The sequence below is a fragment of the Nocardioides sp. genome, assembly GCF_024509035.1.
Taxonomy (GTDB): Bacteria; Actinomycetota; Actinomycetes; order Propionibacteriales; family Nocardioidaceae; genus Nocardioides.
Genome location: NZ_JANINT010000402.1, coordinates 1 through 19,180, shown reverse-complemented (window position 1 = coordinate 19,180; position 19,180 = coordinate 1). Strand labels below are relative to the sequence as shown.

The 19,180-nt window shown below is 72.1% G+C and carries 19 protein-coding genes, 1 tRNA gene and 1 pseudogene; 15 read left to right on the top strand and 6 right to left on the bottom strand.

The annotated features are described in order from the left end of the window. The 9 genes and pseudogenes from Q0L15_RS22335 to Q0L15_RS22295 form a co-directional block, all read left to right on the top strand. A pseudogene (locus Q0L15_RS22335) lies at window positions 1-151 on the top strand (gamma-glutamyl-phosphate reductase); the annotation flags it as partial. Between the two features lie 70 nt (window positions 152-221). Beyond that, window positions 222-374 carry a hypothetical protein gene (locus Q0L15_RS22330; protein WP_296607063.1) on the top strand — a complete coding sequence of 51 codons (153 nt, stop codon included), beginning with the start codon at window positions 222-224 and terminating at the stop codon, window positions 372-374. Beyond that, the gene (gene nadD / locus Q0L15_RS22325; protein ID WP_296607064.1) at window positions 371-1,033 is read left to right on the top strand and encodes a nicotinate-nucleotide adenylyltransferase; all 663 of its coding nucleotides are present in this window, start codon (window positions 371-373) and stop codon (window positions 1,031-1,033) included. Before Q0L15_RS22330 ends, nadD begins: the two co-directional genes overlap by 4 nt. After that, on the top strand, window positions 1,030-1,413 hold the full coding sequence (gene rsfS, locus Q0L15_RS22320; RefSeq protein WP_296607062.1) for a ribosome silencing factor: 384 nt from the start codon (window positions 1,030-1,032) through the stop codon (window positions 1,411-1,413). The genes nadD and rsfS overlap by 4 nt, the downstream gene beginning before the upstream one ends. Further along, complete coding sequence (locus Q0L15_RS22315; protein ID WP_296607061.1) at window positions 1,410-2,030, top strand: histidine phosphatase family protein; 621 nt, start codon at window positions 1,410-1,412, stop codon at window positions 2,028-2,030. Before rsfS ends, Q0L15_RS22315 begins: the two co-directional genes overlap by 4 nt. A gap of 78 nt (window positions 2,031-2,108) precedes the next feature. Further along, a tRNA-Ala gene (locus Q0L15_RS22310) sits at window positions 2,109-2,181 on the top strand. A 201-nt stretch (window positions 2,182-2,382) separates the two neighbouring features. Beyond that, on the top strand, window positions 2,383-2,874 hold the full coding sequence (locus Q0L15_RS22305; protein ID WP_296607060.1) for a hypothetical protein: 492 nt from the start codon (window positions 2,383-2,385) through the stop codon (window positions 2,872-2,874). Window positions 2,875-2,946: 72 nt separating this feature from the next. Then, window positions 2,947-3,582 carry a trimeric intracellular cation channel family protein gene (locus tag Q0L15_RS22300; protein WP_296607059.1) on the top strand — a complete coding sequence of 212 codons (636 nt, stop codon included), beginning with the start codon at window positions 2,947-2,949 and terminating at the stop codon, window positions 3,580-3,582. 7 nt (window positions 3,583-3,589) lie between these two features. Next, a complete protein-coding gene (locus Q0L15_RS22295) occupies window positions 3,590-4,837 on the top strand; it encodes an amidohydrolase (RefSeq protein WP_296607057.1) in 1,248 nt (415 codons plus the stop codon). A gap of 1 nt (window position 4,838) precedes the next feature. On the opposite strand, the gene Q0L15_RS22290 is transcribed toward Q0L15_RS22295, so the two are convergent. Further along, window positions 4,839-5,105, bottom strand: a complete 267-nt coding sequence (locus Q0L15_RS22290) for a hypothetical protein (protein WP_296607055.1) — start codon at window positions 5,103-5,105, stop codon at window positions 4,839-4,841. A gap of 104 nt (window positions 5,106-5,209) precedes the next feature. On the opposite strand from Q0L15_RS22290, the gene Q0L15_RS22285 reads away from it, so the two are divergent. Both Q0L15_RS22285 and Q0L15_RS22280 read left to right on the top strand, forming a co-directional pair. Then, the gene (locus Q0L15_RS22285) at window positions 5,210-6,352 is read left to right on the top strand and encodes a cytochrome P450 (protein ID WP_296607053.1); all 1,143 of its coding nucleotides are present in this window, start codon (window positions 5,210-5,212) and stop codon (window positions 6,350-6,352) included. 262 nt (window positions 6,353-6,614) lie between these two features. Further along, window positions 6,615-6,905, top strand: coding sequence for a hypothetical protein (locus Q0L15_RS22280; RefSeq protein ID WP_296607051.1), 291 nt, complete (start codon window positions 6,615-6,617; stop codon window positions 6,903-6,905). Between the two features lie 33 nt (window positions 6,906-6,938). Here the strand turns inward: Q0L15_RS22280 and Q0L15_RS22275 are convergent, their stop codons facing one another. Together Q0L15_RS22275 and Q0L15_RS22270 are read right to left on the bottom strand one after the other, a co-directional pair. Beyond that, window positions 6,939-8,465, bottom strand: coding sequence for an MFS transporter (locus Q0L15_RS22275; RefSeq protein WP_296607049.1), 1,527 nt, complete (start codon window positions 8,463-8,465; stop codon window positions 6,939-6,941). Next, window positions 8,462-8,950 (bottom strand): MarR family transcriptional regulator, encoded by a 489-nt coding sequence (locus Q0L15_RS22270; protein WP_296607047.1) that lies wholly within the window; start codon window positions 8,948-8,950, stop codon window positions 8,462-8,464. The genes Q0L15_RS22275 and Q0L15_RS22270 overlap by 4 nt, the downstream gene beginning before the upstream one ends. A 155-nt stretch (window positions 8,951-9,105) precedes the next feature. Between Q0L15_RS22270 and Q0L15_RS22265 the strand changes: the two genes are divergently transcribed. Then, complete coding sequence (locus tag Q0L15_RS22265; protein WP_296607045.1) at window positions 9,106-10,785, top strand: acyl-CoA synthetase; 1,680 nt, start codon at window positions 9,106-9,108, stop codon at window positions 10,783-10,785. Window positions 10,786-10,823: 38 nt separating this feature from the next. Beyond that, window positions 10,824-11,495: an HAD family hydrolase gene (locus tag Q0L15_RS22260; protein WP_296607043.1), complete on the top strand. Its 672-nt coding sequence runs from the start codon at window positions 10,824-10,826 to the stop codon at window positions 11,493-11,495. Window positions 11,496-11,520: 25 nt separating this feature from the next. Here the strand turns inward: Q0L15_RS22260 and Q0L15_RS22255 are convergent, their stop codons facing one another. After that, window positions 11,521-12,141 (bottom strand): hypothetical protein, encoded by a 621-nt coding sequence (locus tag Q0L15_RS22255; RefSeq protein WP_296607041.1) that lies wholly within the window; start codon window positions 12,139-12,141, stop codon window positions 11,521-11,523. A gap of 90 nt (window positions 12,142-12,231) precedes the next feature. Continuing rightward, entirely contained in the window at window positions 12,232-13,704 is a 1,473-nt protein-coding gene (locus Q0L15_RS22250) for an NAD(P)/FAD-dependent oxidoreductase (RefSeq protein ID WP_296607039.1), read from the bottom strand. Window positions 13,705-14,069: 365 nt separating this feature from the next. On the opposite strand from Q0L15_RS22250, the gene leuS reads away from it, so the two are divergent. Then, on the top strand, window positions 14,070-16,574 hold the full coding sequence (gene leuS, locus Q0L15_RS22245) for a leucine--tRNA ligase (RefSeq protein WP_296607038.1): 2,505 nt from the start codon (window positions 14,070-14,072) through the stop codon (window positions 16,572-16,574). Window positions 16,575-16,589: 15 nt separating this feature from the next. Here the strand turns inward: leuS and Q0L15_RS22240 are convergent, their stop codons facing one another. Next, window positions 16,590-18,050 (bottom strand): ATP-binding protein, encoded by a 1,461-nt coding sequence (locus tag Q0L15_RS22240; RefSeq protein WP_296607037.1) that lies wholly within the window; start codon window positions 18,048-18,050, stop codon window positions 16,590-16,592. 86 nt (window positions 18,051-18,136) lie between these two features. Here Q0L15_RS22240 and Q0L15_RS22235 point away from each other — a divergent pair, with 86 nt between their 5' ends. Further along, the gene (locus Q0L15_RS22235; protein ID WP_296607035.1) at window positions 18,137-19,000 is read left to right on the top strand and encodes a DegV family protein; all 864 of its coding nucleotides are present in this window, start codon (window positions 18,137-18,139) and stop codon (window positions 18,998-19,000) included. Window positions 19,001-19,180 lie beyond the last annotated feature (180 nt).

Genomic DNA, 19,180 nt, shown 5'->3' with positions numbered 1-19,180 from the left:
CGCCTCGACCCGGTTCACCGACGGCGGCGAGTTCGGCTTCGGCGCCGAGATCGGCATCAGCACCCAGAAGCTGCACGCCCGGGGCCCGATGGGGCTGCCCGAGATGACCTCGACCAAGTACGTCGTCACCGGCGACGGTCACGTCCGCTGACCGATCCTCCACCGTCCGCCGACGTGACGCTGAGTGGGGCGGGCGCCGAGCGCCCGGTAGGGTGTCGGCCATGCTGAACGCGTTCACCATCGCCCTCGCCGCCGAGGAGTCCGTCAACGAGAGCGTGCCCAACCACTGGCTGATCGGCGGCATCACGCTCGCGATCCTGCTGGTGCTGCTGGGAGGCCTGCTGTTCTTCGGCGCGGGACGCGAGCACAGCTGACCACCGAGCGCACGGCCACCGACCCTGCTCCCGCCGGCCGGCGGATCGGGGTGATGGGCGGCACCTTCGACCCGATCCACCACGGGCACCTCGTGGCCGCGTCGGAGGTGCAGGCCTGGTTCGACCTCGACGAGGTCCTGTTCGTCCCGACCGGCGATCCCTGGCAGAAGTCCCACCGGGGCGTGTCTCCGGCCGAGCACCGCTACCTGATGACGGTGATCGCGACGGCAGCCAACCCGCGGTTCACGGTCTCGCGCGTCGACATCGACCGCACCGGCCCGACGTACACCATCGACACGCTGCGCGACCTGCGCACCCAGCTGCCCGACGCCGAGCTGTACTTCATCACCGGCGTCGATGCCCTGGCCGAGATCTTCACCTGGCGTGACGCCGAGGAGCTGTTCGAGCTCGCACGGTTCGTGGGCTGCACCCGACCGGGGTACACCATGGACGACGCGGCGCTCGCCACGATCCCGGCCGACCGGGTCACGATCGTGGAGATCCCCGCGCTGGCGATCTCCTCGACCGACTGCCGCAAGCGCAAGCAGCGCGGCGAGCCGGTCTGGTACCTCGTGCCCGACGGGGTCGTCCAGTACATCGCCAAGCACGACCTCTATCCACCAGTCACCCCCGAAGACGCTCCCGAGGACACGCAGTGACCGCCACCGACCATGCCGTCGAGCTCGTCCACGCCGCCGCCCGCGCGGCGTCCGACAAGCTCGCGCACCACATCATCGCCTTCGACGTCAGCGAGCAGCTGGCGATCACCGACGCGTTCCTGCTCGCCTCCGCCTCCAACGACCGGCAGGTCAAGGCGATCGTCGACGAGATCGAGGACAAGCTCCGCGAGATCGGTGCCAAGCCGATCCGGCGGGAGGGTGAGCGTGACGGTCGATGGGTGCTCATCGACTACGGCGAGGTCGTCGTGCACGTCCAGCACGAGGAGGAGCGGGAGTTCTACGCGCTCGAGCGGCTGTGGCGCGACTGCCCGGCGATCGACCTGCCCGCCGACGTCACCGCCGGCGACCCGCGCCGGTGAGCGCCGCTCGCCGACTCCTCCTGCTCCGGCACGGCCAGACCGCCTGGAACGCCGCGCGCCGCGTCCAGGGCCAGCTCGACTCGGAGCTCGACGAGACCGGCCACCGTCAGGCGGCCGCTGTCGCGCCGGTGATCGCCGAGCTGCGGCCGGCGGCCCTCTGGTCGTCCGACAGCGCCCGAGCGCGGCAGACGGCGGCGTACGTCGCCAAGGAGACCGGCCTCGACCCGACCTACGACCCGCGGCTGCGCGAGTACTACCTGGGCGCGCGTCAGGGCCTGACGCACACGGAGTACGCCGAGCTCGCGCCGGAGGAGTTCGCGACATTCCGCACCGGTGACTTCGACGTCGTGCCCGGCGGTGAGAGCGCCGCGGAGGTGTCGGGACGCATGGTCGAGGTCCTCGGTGAGCTCGTGGGCTCGGTCGGCCCCGGCGAGCTGGCGGTCGCGGTGTCGCACGGCGCTGCGATCCGGGACTCGGTGCCGGTGCTGCTCGGCTGGCCGGTGACGCAGCGGGCCGCGCTGCACGGCCTGGTGAACTGCGGCTGGGCGCTCCTCGACCAGGTCGGCCCGGGCGAGCCCTGCCGACTGGTGGCCTACAACCGCCGTCCGCCACTCTGAGACGACCCCGATTTCGCATCGGCCGGATCGGTTGGCTAGTATTCCGCGAGTTGTCACCCCGCTGGTCGGGGAAGCAATGGGGCTGTGGCGCAGCTGGTAGCGCATCTGCATGGCATGCAGAGGGTCAGGGGTTCGAGTCCCCTCAGCTCCACAAATGGCAGTCGGCCCGGTCAGAGCGCAGAGCGCTCGGATCGGGCCGCTGCCATTTGTGATGGAGCCGACTCGGCGGTGCATGAGCCTGCAGACGCGCCGACTCGGCAGCGCCCGGCGAGCACCGGAAGTGGTCTAGCGCAGGCGATGGCTCTGCAGCTCGGGGCGTGACCCTGCGCCCGAGCGCCTCGTTCCTTCTGACATGGAGATCGACGAGGGGCTGACCGACCGTGCGACCCGTCAGCCGTCGGTCCACTGGGCCTTGCAGGGGTCGGACGGTGCGACCGTGGCCGTGTGCAGCCAGCGTCACGGACAGCAGCTGCGCCTGGTGCGCGACGAGCCCAGCCTGACCGTGCGCCTCAGCCAGGTCGGTGAGGGAGTGGTCGCGGCCTGCTCCCACTGCGGCTGGTGTGGCGACCTGGTCACGGGCGCGGCGCGGTGTGCGGTGCACGCCCCGCACGGGTGCCCGGAGTTCGACGCCTTCGCGACCGAGGCGGCCAAGCGCTGCGTCGGCTACATCGCCGACCGCCTGAGTGAGCGCGACCTCCCCGAGACGTTCTGGCACTACCTGCCGCTCGTGGCCCGCAGCGCCCGAGAGAGCGGCCAGCTCCACCCGGCGGTCCTCGCCGAGATGATGTGGCGCACCCGTGCGGCGTGGCAGCAGACACGTTCTGCCGCGCCAGAGCACCGGTAGAGCTGCCGCGACACCGACTCCTTCGGCCTCGAACCCTGGCTGCGGCTCGACCCTGCGAGGTAGACAGAACGGGTGGACACCTCTTCGCCGATGTTCCTCGCGTTGGACCTGACGGGCACGTTCGCGTTCGCACTCAACGGAGCGCTGACGGCGATCCGGGTCGCGCGGCTCGACATCGTCGGCGTGATCACGCTGGGGATGTTCACGGCCCTGGGCGGCGGGATGGTGCGCGACATCATCCTCGACGCGCTGCCGCCGGCCACGTTCGACGACTGGCGCTACCTGGCGGTGGCCGCGGTCGGCAGCCTGGTCGCCTTCGTCGGCGGGCACAGCCTGGATCGGCTCGCCGGCCCGATCCTCGTGCTCGACGCCGCCGGCCTGAGTCTGTTCGCGGTCAGCGGCGCTCTCAAGGGCCTCGATCTCGGTGTGGGGCTCACGCAGGCCGTGATCCTGGGCGCGATCACCGCCGTCGGTGGAGGCACGCTGCGCGACGTCCTGATCCGCGAGGTGCCGGCGGTGCTGAGCAGCGGCATCTACGCGATCCCTGCGCTGGTGGGCGCGGCCGTGGTGGTCGGCGCGGACCGCGCCGGGTGGGCAGAGATGCCCGCGGCGATCGTCGGTGCGCTCATCTGCTTCGCGATCCGCATGGTGGGTGTCCGCTTCCGCCTCGATGCTCCGGCGCCACCCGCTAGGGGACGCGGGGCATGATGGCCAGATGACCGGTGCGACGACGACGGTGCTCTCCGGGCTCGACCAGGTCCGGACCTGGCAGGACGAGCTCTATCGAGACCTGCACGCTCATCCGGAGCTCCCGCACCACGAGCGACGGACCGCCGCCGCGGTCGCCGCGCGCCTGCGTGAGACGGGCTTCGAGGTGCACGAGGAAGTCGGCGGGACCGGCGTCGTGGGCGTCGTGCGCAACGGCTCGGGTCCCGTCGTCCTGCTCCGGGCGGACATGGACGCGCTCCCGGTGCGCGAGGAGACGGGGCTCCCGTACGCGAGCACCGCAGTCGCCGAGGACGGCTCTGCGATCATGCACGCCTGCGGTCACGACGTGCACGTCTCCTGCCTGCTCGGCGCAGCTGCGTTGCTGAGCGGCGGCCGCGATCACTGGGCGGGCACCGTGGTCGCGCTGTTCCAGCCGGCCGAGGAGACCGCCGACGGTGCGCGTGGGATGGTCGAGGACGGTCTGGCGGAGATCGTCGGGCACGTCGACGTGGCGATGGCCCAGCACGTGCTGCCGATGCCGGCGGGCACTCTCGGCACCCGCTCGGGCCCGACGCTCTCGGCGGCCGACAGCCTGCGCATCACCGTGCACGGTCGCGGCGCGCACGGCTCGATGCCGCAAGCTGCGGTCGATCCCGTCGTGCTCGCGGCGATGATCGTGGTGCGGCTGCAGACGGTGGTCGCTCGCGAGGTCGCCCCTGGGGACACCGCCGTCCTGACCGTCGGCAGCGTGCAGGCGGGCACCAAGAGCAACGTCATCCCCGACAGGGCGGTGCTCCAGCTCAATGTCCGCACGTACGACGAGGCCACCCGGACCCGCGTGCTGGAGGCCATCGAGCGCATCGTGCGCGCCGAGTGCACGGCCTCCGGATCGCCGGCGGAGCCGGAGTTCGAGCTGTTCGACCGCTACCCGCTGACCGACAACGACCCCGTCGTGACCGATCGGGTCGCAGCCGCGTTCGCCGACTTCTTCGGCGAACGGGCGGGTGAGCTGCCCCAGCAGAGCGCGAGCGAGGACTTCAGCGACCTGCCCCGCGCGCTGGGGGCGCCGTACACCTACTGGGGCATCGGCGGCACGGACCCCGAGGCGTACGAGGCCGCACGCGCGGCGGGTCGGGTTGCCCAGGACGTGCCGGTCAACCATTCCGCCGTGTTCGCCCCGGTCATCCAGCCGACGCTCGACACCGGCACGGAGGCGCTCGTGGTGGCGGCGCTGGCCTGGCTGGCGGCGGACTGACTCAGACGCGTGCCCGGCCGCGGTCCTTCCCTGCGACGGCCTCGGCGACACCGATGAGCAGCACCGCGGCGATCACCGCGAGCACGAAGCCGAGCACGTTGAGCTCCCAGATGCTGCCGGTGCCCAGGGCGGAGGCGATCAGGCCGCCGATCAGCGAGCCGACCAGCCCGAGCCCGAGGGTGGCGAGGATGCCGAGGTTCTGCTTGCCGGGCTTGATGAGCCGCGCCAGGGCTCCGATGATCAAGCCGGCGACGAGGAAACCGATCATGCTTCGACGGTAACCCTCGCGCCCGCACGCGAAACCGCAGGCGGGTCCGGACGTCGTCCTGCCCGACGGTAACGTGGCCGCCGGTCGAGGAGAGGATCACAGCGGTGGGCGAGCCCGTCGAGATCGATGCCGGGCAGGTGGCGGACCAGCGGGTCGTCTACGACGCGCAACGCGCCCGGTGTCCGGTCGCGCACGAGGACGGCGCCTGGGTCGCGCTGCGGCACGCCGAGGTCGTCGCGGTCGCCTCGGACCCGGCGACGTACTCCAGCGCCGTGAGTGCCCGGCGCGCGATCCCGAACAGCCTCGACGGGGCCGAGCACGCGGCCTACCGCGCGGTGGTCGACCGCTTCTTGACCCCCGAGCGGGTCGCGCGCGAGGAGTCGCAGTGCCGCGCTCACGCCGCCGCGATCGTCGACGCCCTCCCGCGCGACGCCACCGTGAAGACCATCGGGCAGATCGGCGTGCCGTACGCCGTCCGGTCCCAGTCCACCTGGCTGGGCTGGCCGGCCGAGCTCGAGGACGAGCTCGTGACCTGGATGCAGGACAACCACGCGGCGACGAGGTCGGGTGACCGCTCGCGCACCGCCGAGGTGGCCGAGCGGTTCGACCAGATGATCCACGGGCTGCTCGAGGACCGCCGGGGGCACCCCGCGACGGACGTCACGGGTGAGCTGCTGGCCGAGTCCGTCGACGGACGTCCGCTCGAGGACGAGGAGGTCGTCTCGATCCTCCGCAACTGGACGGCGGGTGACCTCGGGTCGCTGGCGACCTCGGTCGGGGTGATCGTGCACTTCCTGGCCACGCACCCCGACGTGCAGCGCGAGGTGCGTGGTCACGTCGCGTCCGGCGACCATGCCGCCGTCGAGGCCGCGGTCGAGGAGATCCTGCGCATCGACGACCCGTTCGTGGCCAACCGCCGGGTCACGACCCGGGAGGTCGAGCTCGGCGGCGCGACGATCCCGGAGGGCGCCCGGGTCCTGGTGAACTGGACGGCCGCCAACCGCGACCCGCTGGTGTTCGGCGACCCCGACGCCTACGACCCCGTCGGCCATGCCGCCGCCAACCTGGTCTTCGGCACCGGTCCGCACGTGTGCCCGGGGCGCGACCTCACGCTCATGGAGCTGCGGGTCGTGGTCGAGGAGCTGCTGGCGCGGACCGACCGGATCGAGCCGGCCCCCGACCGGCCCGCGGTCCGCGAGACCCCGCCGGTGGGCGGCTGGGCCCGGGTGCCCGTCGTCCTGCGCTGAGCTCGCGCCCCGGGCGGTACGCCTCGAGGGGAGATCAGCCGGAGCGCCGCTCGGGAGCGCGCAAGGCCCGTTCGGGCCATGCCGAGCACGGTGGTCGTCGTCCTAGCGTGCCGAGATCGGAGGGGCGATCCTCGCCCCGGAGAGGAACGTCATGCGAGCACGTGGTGCAGGCAGCTCGGCGTTGGCGGCGGTCGCGATCACTGGACTCGTCGGGGTCGGAGCGGGCGGTGCGGAAGCAGCGCAGATGGGGCCGAGGGCGTCGGTGAGCGTCACGATCCGGGCCGACGGAACGGACCTGTCGGGGGTCGTGAAGAGCAGCCGACCGGCGGTGTGCGCCGCCGACCGCACCGTGGTGGTGTTCAAGGTGCGCGGGACGGTGGGAGGCGGCGACGACGTGCGGTTCGCCTCCGACACCACCGACCTCTCGGGTGGTCGCTACACCTGGTCGACCGGTAACACCGGCACCGAGGGCCGCTTCTACGCCAAGCTCAAGGCGACCCCCGAGTGCCGGGGCGCGGTCAGCGCGGTGGTGCGGGCCCGGCGAACCGACTAGAGCCGTCGGGCGAGATCCACTGCCGGGGGCGGGCTAGGGAGCGGCGCGCTCGTCGTTCCGCTCCTTGGGGATCGTCAGCGCCAGCAGGGCGGCGAGTGTCGAGGCGACGACGCACAGCACGAACAGCTCGCGGTAGGCCGTCAACGAGGGCAGCTCGAAGGCACCCAGGGTCACGGTCGACGCGGCCAGGATGCTGCCGCCGATCGCGCTGGCGAGCGTGGTGCCGATGCTGCGGGCCAGGGTGTTGAGGCCGTTCGCGGCGGCCAGCTCGTGCACCGGGGTGTGCTCGTTGACCAGCGTCGGCATCGCGGCGTACCCGATGCCGGTGCCGATGCCCAGCACCACTCCGCCGACGACGACCCACCAGATCGAGTCGGTGAGGGCGATGCGCACCACCCAGCTGACCGCGACGACGGCGGCGCCGAGGGCGAGCGTCTGGGGTGCTCCGCGGTGCCGGATCATCGCGGCGGCCACGGGGGCGAAGAACAGCATCATCAAGCCGCCGGGGAGCATCACCAGACCGCTGACCAGGATCGAGGAGCCGAAGCCGTAGCCCGTCTCCTCGGGCGCCTGCACGTAGCCCGCGGTGCCGATCATCGAGGCGAACAGCGCGAAGCCGAACAGGATCGAGGTGACGTTGGTCAGCACGATCGGCCGGCGGCGCAGCGCGGCGAGGTCGACGAGGGGCTCGGCGATCCGGGTCTGCGACCAGCCGAAGACGACGAGCAGCACCGCGGAGAGCGCGAGCAGGCCGATCACCCGGCCGGACCCCCAGCCCCACGACGCGGTCTCGGCGAGCGGCAGCAGCAGTGCGACCAGGGTGGCGCTGAGCAGCACCGCGCCGACCAGGTCGAGGCGCCCACCGCTGCGGGTCGGGGCCTCGGGGACGACCAGGACCACCGCGACGATGGCGACCGCCCCGCCGACGGCGGTGATCCAGAACAGCGCGTGGAAGTCCGCGTGCTCGGCGATCAGGCTGGCGATCGGCAGGGCGAGCGCTCCGCCGACGCCGAGCATCGCGCTGATCACGGCGACCGCAGCGCCGACCCGCTCCCGAGGGAGGGTGGCGCTGAGCAGGCTGATGCCGAGCGGGATCGTGGCCACGGCTGCGCCCTGCACGGCGCGGCCGACGATCAGCAGCGCGATGTCGCTGGTGAAGCAGGTGATCAGGGAGCCGATCACGAGCAGCGAGAGCGCGATCAGCATCATCCGCCGCTTGCCGAACATGTCGCCCAGGCGTCCGAAGAGGGGTACGGCGACCGCCCCGACCAGCAGGGTCGAGGTGAGCAGCCACTCCACGTTGCTCGCCGAGGTGTCGAGCGTGACCGGGAGGGTGGCGAGCACGGGGATCAGCAGCGTCTGGGTGAGCGAGACCGCGAGCGCGGCGAAGCCGACGACGAGCAGCTCGAGGTGGGCCCGGCCCGGTGAGGTGTGGGCGGCGACCTCGGCGTCGGTCGCGCCCTCGACCGGGTGACCGAGGTGGTGCGCAAGCTCGTGCGGCGCTCTGAGCGCACCGTCGTGGTCGGCGGCGAGCTCGGTGCGGTCGGTCTGGTCGGTCATCGGTCCCTCGGGTCGGGGTGGGCGTAGGTGATGGCGGCGACGGTGGCCGCGAGGTCGTCGCGCTGCACGAACCGGCTCAGCAGCCGCACGAACGTCGCGCGGTCCGACGGCGACCAGTCCTGCAGGCCGTCGCGCAGCTTGCCGCGGCGCTCGACCTCTGCGTCGTCGAGCAGCTCGACGGCGCGGGCGGAGAGGTGCACGAGCGTGGCCCGGCCGTCGCGAGTGTCGGGCTCGCGGACGACCAGGCCGCGACGGACGAGGTCGTCGACGTGCCTGCTCACGGTGGTCGAGTCCAGACGCAGGTGGACGGCGAGGTCCTTGATGCGCAGCGGGCCCAGCCGACGGAGCTTGAACAAGGCCTTGACCGGACCGCGGCCGAGGCCGGGGGAGAGGGTCTCGGCGAAGTCGGCGAGGTAGATGTCGCCGTGCAGGGTCAGCTCGGTGAACGCCTCGTGCAGCACGTCCTCGAGACGCTCGTGCGGCATGGCTCCTCCAGAGATAGGTGTAGCGGTACACCGAACTTTCGACCGGGTCACCGTACGTGGTCCCGATCGCGGATGCGCGCCGCGCTCCTGTGGTCCCGGTCACGTCCAGTCGCTACGATCCGCGCAACCAGAACCTGTTCCAGTAAGGCGGACCCATGCCCGGACCCGGCCCGGACGGCTTCAACCTCTCGACGGTCTTCGACACCGTCGCCCGCGCGGTGCCCGACCAGGAGGTCCTGGTCTGGCGGGACCGGCGGCTCACCTACGCCCAGATGAACGCCCGGGTCGACGGGCTCGCCCATGCCCTGGTGGAGCGTGGACTCGGGTGCCACATCGAGCGCGACGGCGTCCCCGGTCTCGCGGGCCACGAGTCCGGCCAGGACCACCTGGGGCTCTACCTGCGCAACGGCAACGAGTACCTCGAGGCGATGCTCGCCGGCTACCGCGCCCGGGTCGCGCCGTTCAACGTGAACTACCGCTACGTCACCGACGAGCTGCTCTACCTGCTCACCGACGCCCGTACCCGCGCGCTCGTCTACCACGCGGAGTTCGCCCCGCAGGTGGCCGCCATCCGCGACCGACTGCCCGACCTCCAGCTGCTCGTCCAGGTGGCCGACGAGTCCGGCAACGACCTGCTGCCTGGCGCGCTCGACTACGAGTCGCTGCTGTGGACGCCCGTTCCCGAGGGCGGCATGCCGGTGCCGCGCGGTGACGACCTGTTCGTCCTCTACACCGGCGGGACCACCGGCATGCCCAAGGGCGTGCTGTGGCGCAACGACGACATCTTCGTCACCTCGATGGGCGGCACGCCGTCCGGGACGAGCGAGCCGTTCTCGTCGTACGACGCCATCGCGGACGCCGCCCGGGCCGCTGCTGGAGGCATGACGCTGCTGATGATCCCGCCGTTCATGCACGGCGCGGCCCAGTGGTCGACGTTCCACATCATCACCGGCGGGGGCCGGGTCGTGCTGCCCGACGAGGTGCGCCGGTTCGACCCCGCCGACGCGCTGCGCACGGCCGTCCGCGAGCGGGTCGTCAGCATCCCGGTCGTGGGCGACGCGGTCGCCCGGCCCCTGGTGGAGGAGATCGAGCGCGGCGACTACGACCTCTCCGGCCTCGCCGCGGTCAACAACGGCAGCGCGCCGCTCACCCCGGGCGTGCGGGCCCGGCTGCTCGAGGCACTGCCGCACATCCTCGTGATGGACGCCGCGGGCGCCTCGGAGACCGGGCTGCAGATGAGCTCGATGTCGGCGAAGGGGCTGGAGGCCGACACCGCGACGTTCAGCCCGGTCGCGGCGACCACGGTCGTGGACGACCTCTTCACGCGGGTGCTCGAGCCCGGCGAGGGCGGCGGCTGGCTCGCGCAGCGCGGCCGGGTGCCGCTCGGCTACCTCGACGACGCCGACAAGACCGCCCGGACGTTCCCGGTCATCGACGGGGTGCGGTTCGCGATCCCCGGCGACCGCGCCCGCTACCTCGAGGACGGCCGCATCGAGCTGCTCGGCCGCGACGGCGTCACGATCAACTCCGGTGGCGAGAAGATCTTCGTCGAGGAGGTCGAGCGCGCGCTCGCCGCCCACCCCGACGTCCGCGACGTCGTGGTCGTCGGCCGGCCCTCGGAACGGTGGGGCAGCGAGCCGGTCGCCGTCGTGCAGCTGGCCGCCGGCAGCACCGCAGGCGACGAGGACCTGCTGGCCGAGGCGGGCCGGCACATCGCCCGCTACAAGGTCCCCAAGGCGATCATCCGGGTGCCGCTGGTCGAGCGGTCCCCGTCGGGCAAGGCCGACTACCGGTGGGCCCGGGCCCAGGCGGTCACCGCCGCAGCCGGCGGCTGACCGGTGCATGGTCGAGACCACACCGGGCACCGAGAGGCATGGCCTCCTTCGACACTGTGGTCTTCGACATCGACGGCACGCTGCTGGACTCCAACTACCACCACGCCCTCGCCTGGTCGCGCGCCTTCGACCAGGTGCTCGACCGGCACGTGCCCGCGGCGGCCATCCACCGCTGCATCGGCATGGGTGGCGACCGGCTGGTGGCCGCGGTCGCCGGTGACGACGTCGAGGAGCAGCACGGCGACGAGATCCGGGATCGCTGGGAGAAGGAGTACGACCGGATCGTCGACGAGACCCAGCTCCTCGAGCAGGCCCGCGACCTGCTGGCCGCGGTCGGCCGGAGCGGCATGAAGGTCGTGCTGGCCAGCTCGAGCATCCCCAAGCACGCCGAACGGCCGCTGGAGCTGCTTCGAGCCGGCGAGCACTCCGACGACTGGACGACCAGCGAGGACGCCGAGGAGTCCAAGCCCGACCCCGAGCTCCTCGAGGAGGCGCTGAGGAAGGTCGGCGGCGGCCGGGCGGTGATGGTCGGGGACGCCGTCTGGGACGTCGAGGCGGCCAACGCCCAGGGCATCCCGACGATCGGCGTACTCTCCGGCGGCTACGGGCGCCAGGAGCTGCTCGACGCCGGTGCGGTGGCGGTGTACGCCGACCCCGCCGACCTGCTCGCCCACCTCGAGGAGGCGCTGGCCACAGCCGGCGGGCACTGAGGCCGGCGGATGGCTGCCGCGTGACTCAGTCGCTGGCCGCGAGCGTCCAGTAGTCGTCGACGGGAGCTCCGGCGGCGTCGAAGCAGCGCACGTTCACCGAGCTCGAGCCCCAGGAGCCGACCTTGCACCAGGTCGCGCTGCCGCCGTAGCCGGACACCACCACGTTGCCGCCGTTGAGGTTCAGCCCGGCGAACGTCACGGTGTAGCTCCCCGTGCCGTTGTGAACCACGTTCACCGCGCCGCCGGAGCGGTTGTAGGTGTAGCCGTTGTTGGTCAGGTTCGCGTCGGCGCTGGGCGAGTTGTTCCACGCGTACGCGCGGACCACGCCCAGGTCGCCGGTGCCGAAGAGGCCGGGCCGGTCGATCGCGCCGCCGGCGAGGTCGCTGCCGGAGAGACCGCCGTCGGCGACGTCGGCGCCGGTGACGCCGCCGTCCTTGAGGTCTGTCCCCGTGACGCCGCCGTCCTTGAGGTCGGCGGTCTTCACGGAGTTGTTGACGATCTGGCGCGAGCCGACCGAGTTGGCCGGCACCATGCTGGCCGCGACCGCGGCGCCGCCGCCTCCGATCACAAGGACCAGCGCGGTCGTGCTGGCGACGTTGGCATAGGTCATCCGGGTCTTGAGCGTGCTGAACATGAGGTCGTCCACCGTTCTGGAGGGGATGGGTTCTCGCCAGGAAAGAACAGATCCCCGGGCCTCACCTGACGCAGACGGTGATCTGCGATCGGCCCGTTGTGACTATTGCGGCTCCGACCCCGCGGGCGCGCCGACCTCCTCGAGCTCGCTCCAGTCGACGCTGGCGGTGCGCTGCTTGTACTCCGTGACCAGCCCCGGCCAGTTCGTGGTGATGCGGCTGCCGTCGACGTACCAGCTGTCGCACCCGGCCCAGACGCTGTCGCCCAGCCGGCCCTGCATCTCGCGGTCGTAGGCCTCCCAGACCTCGCGCCGTACGGCGACCCGGCGGGCACGACCGTCGGCGATCCGGCTCGCGACCTGCGCGATCCACCCGGCCTGCGCCTCCATCATCCCGATGATCGAGCTGCCGCCGAGGTTGGTGTTGGGGCCGTAGATGCAGAACAGGTTGGGGAACCCGGGCACGGTGATGCCGAGGTGGGCGCGCGCGCCGTCGGCCCACAGCTCCTTGAGCGAGACCCCGCCCGCGCCGCGCACGTCGATGCCGGCGAGGAACTCGGTGGCCGCGAAGCCGGTGCCCCAGATGAGGGCGTCGGCCTCGTGCAGGTGACCGTCGGCGGTGCGGACGCCACCGGGCTCGATGCCGGTGATCTTGTCGGTCACGACGTCGACGTGGTCGCGGTCGAGCGCGGGGTACCAGTCGTTGGAGAACAGCAGCCGCTTGCAGCCGATGGGGTAGTCGGGCACGAGCTTGCGGCGCAGCTCGGGGTCGCGCACCTGTCGTCGCAGGTGCAGCCGCCACGCGGTGCGCAGCGCGGCGATCATCGGGCGGGTGATCCGCGAGTCGCCGGCGAGCGCACCGTTGAGCTGCTCGGTGAGCCAGTAGACGAAGCGGCGCTCGCCGGCCGGGATCGACGGCATCCGGTGGAACAGCCGGTGGTGGAGCGGGCGGTAGGCCTGGTCGGGCTTGGGCACGACGTACGGCGCCGAGCGCTGGAACACCGTCATCGAGCCGACCCGGTCGACGATGCCGGGCACGAACTGGATCGCGCTCGCGCCGGTGCCGATGACCGCGACCCGCTTGCCGGTGAGGTCGACGTCGTGGCGCCACTGGGCGGAGTGGAACGCCGGGCCCTCGAACGTCGAGGCGCCGGGAAGGGCGGGGATGACGGGCTTGGACAGCTGGCCGACCGCCGTGACGACGAGGTCCGCCGTCAGCGAGCCCGTGGTCGTCGTGACCTCCCAGGTCGAGGTGGTGTCGTCGTACGCCACGGCCGTGACCTCGACGCCGGTGCGCACCAGGTCGAGGAGCCCGTCGGCGGCCGCGGTGCGCCGGATGTAGTCGAGGATCTCGGGCTGGGGGGAGTAGCGACGCCCCCAGTCGGGGTTGGTCGCCCACGACCAGGAGTAGAGCGGCGACGGCACGTCGCAGGCCGCGCCGGGGTAGGTGTTGTCGCGCCACACCCCGCCGACCTCGTCGGCCCTCTCGAGGATCGTCACGTCCGTGACGCCTGCCTGCCGCAGGGCGTGGGCCACGCCCAGCCCGCCGAATCCCGCACCGATCACGACCACGCGCATGGCGAGACCGTAGCGGTCCCGGCGGTCGCGCGTCGTTCACGTCCACATCACGCCGCCGTCACGTGGGCTCCGCCGCGGTCGGCGCGTGGGTTGCGGGCCTCGGGACGTCATACGGAACGTGCGCTCTCGCAGCGTGGCGGTGCATGACGTCCCGGGGTGACCACGGATCGGCGTCCTCGGGCGGCTGTGACCCGCCGGTGGTGGAGGGGTATCCTGCTGGCATGTGGAGGACCCTGCTCCTTACCTAGCCGCGTCGAGCGCACGATCCCGACGCGGCTGCCCCTCGTGCCCGAGGGGTTTTTTTGTGCCCGGAGCAGCCCCCCGATCCCGCACGTGTCCCACGTGCCACAGGTGAGAGAGACGAGATGAGCCAGCAGGAGACCCACCGCTCGGAGCAGACCGACCAGTCCCCGGAGGCGGCGGCGTACGACGTGCGCGCGGTCCAGGACAAGTGGCTGCCGGTGTGGGAGCGCCTCAACCCGTTCCAGGCCGACGACGACTCCCCTCGGGAGAAGAAGTACGCGCTCACGATGTTCCCCTACCCCTCCGGGGACCTGCACATGGGCCACGCCGAGGTCACGGCGCTGCACGACGTGATCGCGCGGTACTGGTGGCAGCGCGGCTACGAGGTCCTGAACCCGATGGGCTGGGACTCCTTCGGCCTGCCGGCCGAGAACGCGGCGATCCGCAACGACGAGCACCCGGCGACCTACACCTACGCCAACATCGAGACGCAGTACGAGTCGTTCAAGCGCTACGGCATCTCCTTCGACTGGTCGCGCCGGCTGCACACCTCCGACCCGGAGTACTACCGCTGGACCCAGTGGCTGTTCCTGAAGTTCCGCGAGCGTGGGCTGGCCTATCGCAAGTCCTCGCCGGTCAACTGGTGCCCCAACGACCAGACCGTGCTGGCCAACGAGCAGGTCGTCGACGGCCGCTGCGAGCGCTGCGGCGCCGAGGTCACCAAGCGCGAGCTGACCCAGTGGTACTTCAAGATCACCGACTACGCCCAGGAGCTGCTGGACTGCCTGGACGACCTGGAGCCGACGTGGCCGGCCCGCGTCGTGACCGCGCAGCGCAACTGGATCGGCCGCTCCGAGGGCGCCCACGTCGACTTCGCCGTCGAGGGCCGCGACGAGCCGATCCGCGTGTTCACGACCCGTCCCGACACGCTGTACGGCGCCACGTTCATGGTGGTCGCCGCGGATGCCAAGCTGGCCGCCGAGCTGGTGACCGACGAGCAGCGGCCGGCGCTGGAGGCCTACCTGGACGACGTCCGCAAGGAGTCCGACATCGACCGGCTGGCCACCGACCGGCCCAAGACGGGCGTCTTCCTGGGCGTCCACGCGACCAACCCGGTCAACGGCGAGCAGGTGCCGGTGTGGGCCTCGGACTACGTGCTGGCCGACTACGGCACCGGCGCCATCATGGCGGTGCCGGCCCACGACCAGCGCGACCTGGACTTCGCCAAGGCGTTCGACCTGCCGGTCCGCATGGTCGTCGACGTGCCCGGCGAGGACGACCCGGCCACGACGTACGTCGCGACCAGCGGCGACGGCACCTACGTCAACTCCGGCCCCCTGGACGGCATCACCGACAAGGCCACCGGCATCCGCACGATCATCGAGCAGCTGGAGGCCGACGGCACCGGCACCGGCACCGTCAACTTCCGGCTGCGCGACTGGCTGCTGAGCCGCCAGCGCTACTGGGGCGTGCCGATCCCGATCGTCCACTGCGACGCGTGCGGCGAGGTCGCCGTGCCCTACGACCAGCTGCCACTGGAGCTGCCCGAGCTGCGCGGCGCGGACCTGAAGCCCAAGGGCGTCTCGCCGCTGGCGGCGGCCGAGGACTGGGTCAACGTCGACTGCCCGCAGTGCGGTGCCCCCGCCAAGCGCGACAGCGACACGATGGACACCTTCGTCGACTCCTCGTGGTACTTCCTGCGCTACTGCTCGCCGGGCTACGAGGACGGCCCCTTCGACGTCGAGAAGGCGAAGGCGTGGATGCCGGCCGACATCTACGTCGGTGGGGTGGAGCACGCCGTGCTGCACCTGCTGTACGCGCGTTTCTTCACCAAGGTGCTGGCCGACATGGGGATGCTGGAGGTGCGCGAGCCGTTCGCCGCCCAGCTGAACCAGGGCATCGTGATCAACCAGGGCAAGAAGATGAGCAAGTCGCTGGGCAACGGCGTCAGTCTGGGGGATCAACTTGCCGAGTTCGGAGTGGACGCCGTACGCGTGACCCTGGTCTTCGCCGGCCCGCCGGAGGACGACATCGACTGGGCCGACGTGTCCCCGGCCGGTGCGCTGCGGTTCCTGCAGCGCGCGTGGCGGCTGTCCGGCGACGTCACCTCGGCCGCCGGGACGCCGGCCGCCGGCGGCGACGTCGCGCTGCGCCGCATCACGGCGCGCACGGTGACCGACGCGGCCGAGCTGGTCGAGTCCTACCGGTTCAACGTGATGGTCGCCCGGGTGATGGAGCTGGTGAACGCCACTCGCAAGGCGATCGACACCGGTGCCGGCCCAGCCGACCCCGCCGTTCGCGAGGCCGCCGAGACGGTCGCGATCCTGCTGTCCCTGGTGGCGCCGTACGTCGCCGAGGAGATGTGGGAGCGGCTGGGCCACGAGCCGACCGTCGCGAAGGTCGGGTGGCCCGAGGTCGACCCGGCGCTGCTGGTCGAGGAGTCGGTGACGGCGATCGTCCAGATCCAGGGCAAGGTGCGCGCGCGGCTGGAGGTGGCCCCCGACATCAGCGAGGCCGACCTGGAGCAGCTGGCGCTGGCCGACGCGGGCGTGGTCAAGGCGATCGACGGCCGTCCGGTCCGCAAGGTCATCGTCAAGGCGCCCAAGCTGGTCAACATCGTCGTGTGACCGGCGGGCCGGACCTCACTCGTCGCGGTAGCCCAGCACCGCCCGGGTCATCTGGTTGCGGGTGTCGAGCAGCTCGGTGAGCGAGGCGTCGACGTCGTCGGCGCTCACCGTCAGCGCGGCTCCGTCGGGGTCGCGGTCGGCGGCGATCACCGCGGCCCGGCGCAGCAGCTCCTTGAGGAACGACGCGGTCACCCCGTCGGTGCGGTCGAGCACGGCGTCGATCCGGCTCAGGTCGGCGTCCAGGTCGCCGCGGTAGAGCTCGACGAGGCGTCGACGCGACTCGCGATCGGGCAGGTCGATGTGCACGGCCTGGTCGACGCGCCCGGGCCGCGAGGCGAGCGCCGGCTCGAGCAGGTCGGCACGGTTGGTCGTGAGCAGGAAGACCACGTCGGCATCCTCGGCGAGCCCGTCCATCTCGTTGAGGAGCGTGAACAGCAGCGGCGTCTCACCGCCGTAGTGGCCGCGCTCCTGGGCGATCAGGTCGACGTCCTCGACGACGATCATCGCCGGCTGGAGGCTCCGCGCGATCGAGCAGGCCTCGCGGATCCCGCCGAGCGTCTCGCCGGTCAGCTCGACGATCGTCGTGTCCACCAGCTCGCTCACCAGGTAGCGCACGGTGTGGGTCTTGCCGACGCCGGGAGGACCGTAGAGGAGCAGACCCCGCTTGAGGTGCTGGCCCGCGGCGCGCAGTCGGTCGCGGTTGCGGGCGACGCCGACCACCTGGCGACGGAGGTCGGCGAAGGTCTCCGCCGGGAGGATCAGGTCGTCGGGCGACATCCGCGGGCGGTCGTGGAAGCGCAGCAGCGAGGAGCGCTCCCCGAACATGCTGTGCCCGAACGACACGACCTGTCCGCGGTAGACGTTGAGCTCGAGCGCGAGCGCGCGCAGCTCGGTCGCCAGGGACGACGCGGCGTCCGGCACGGTGGCCACGACCTCGAGGGCGACGCCGCCCATGTCGCTCTCGGGGTCTGCTCCGCGCACCAGCGCCGCCAGCCGGGTGTCACCGTCCGAGATCAGGAGCACGGCGGCGCGCAGGCACTCGCGGGTCTGGCCGCCGGGTCCGCTCGGCAGGCTCACGCGGGTGACGTTGCCGGGTCGCGGACCGTGGAACCGCATCGGACCGTCCTGGCCGAGCAGGTCGGCGAGCCCGAAGGACCCCCGGTGCCGGTAGTCGGCCAGGCCGACCACCCGGTGCTCGCGCCCGGGGGCGGCGAGCCAGGTGTCGAGCGCCGCCTGAACATTGACGTGCTCGTAGGCAGGCCAGCGCTCCTCGACCACGGCCAGGTCGTCGACCGAGACCGCGAGGTGCTCGGCCACCAGGGCGCGGAACGACGGCTGCTCGGAGGACCTGGCCTGGGTGACGAACCGGCGTACGACCATCCGCCCGAAGCGGCCGATGTCGGAGATCTCGAACGGCTGGTCGTCCTCGGTGGTCGGTGTGCCGACCGTGCTCCACGCGATCGTCGATCCCGGCATCGATGTTCCCCCTCGCTAGGCGTCTGGATCTCAGCCTCGCACGCTGCGCGACGCCCGGCATCCGTGGCGTCGGTAGCCTTCGCCCCATGCCGGTCGTCATCGTCACCGACTCGACCGCCAGCCTCCCACCGGAGGTGGCGGCCGAGCGCGGCGTCGTCGTCGTGCCGCTGCAGGTCGTGATCGGCGCGACCGTCTACGACGAGGGCGCCGACGGCGCCGACGGCGCCACGCCCGACCTGGTCGCCGCGGCACTCAAGGAATGGAAGCCGGTGAGCACCTCGCGGCCCGGTCCCGCGGCGCTCCTCGAGGTCTACGAGCAGGCGGCCCGCGACGGCGCCACCGAGATCGTCTCGATCCACCTGTCCGGGGACATGAGCGGAACGTTCGAGTCCGCCCAGCTGGCCGCGCGCGACGCGTCGGTCCGGGTCGTGCCCGTCGACACCCGCCAGGTGGGCATCGCGACCGGCTTCGCCGTCCTCGCCGCGGCCGACACCCTCGACGCCGGGGGCGACGCCGACGCCGCGGCCGCGGCGGCACGGGCGCGGGCGGCCGCCTCGTCGTCCCTGTTCTACGTCGACACCCTCGAGTACCTGCGCCGGGGCGGACGCATCGGCGCCGCGGCCGCCCTGCTCGGTGGCGCCTTGTCGGTCAAGCCGCTGCTGAAGATCGAGGACGGGGTCGTGGCCTCGCTCGAGCGGGTCCGCACGTCGGCGCGCGCGCTGTCCCGGCTCGAGGAGCTGGCCGTGCAGGCAGCGGGCGAGCAGCCGGTCGACGTCTGGGTCGGCCACCTGGCCAACCCAGACCGCGCGGGCGATCTCGCCGGTCGTCTCGCGCAGCGTCTCGCCGCCAACCTCGAGGGTCGCGAGGTGTGGTCGGGGGAGCTGGGTGCGGTCCTGGGCGCTCACGTCGGTCCCGGCATGATCGCGGTCTGCGTGGCGCCGCGGCCGTGATCAGAGGCTGAGCCTGCCGGTCACGGACCGGCTCCCGTCCACAGGTCCGGTCCTCGGCGCGTTCTCCACAGGCTGCCGGCCGGGGGCTCGCGACCGTCCGCAGCGCTGCCTAGCGTCGCGGACATGCCGCAGCGTCGAACCAGCCCCGAGCACGACGAGGCCGTGGCCCGCCGGCTCGCC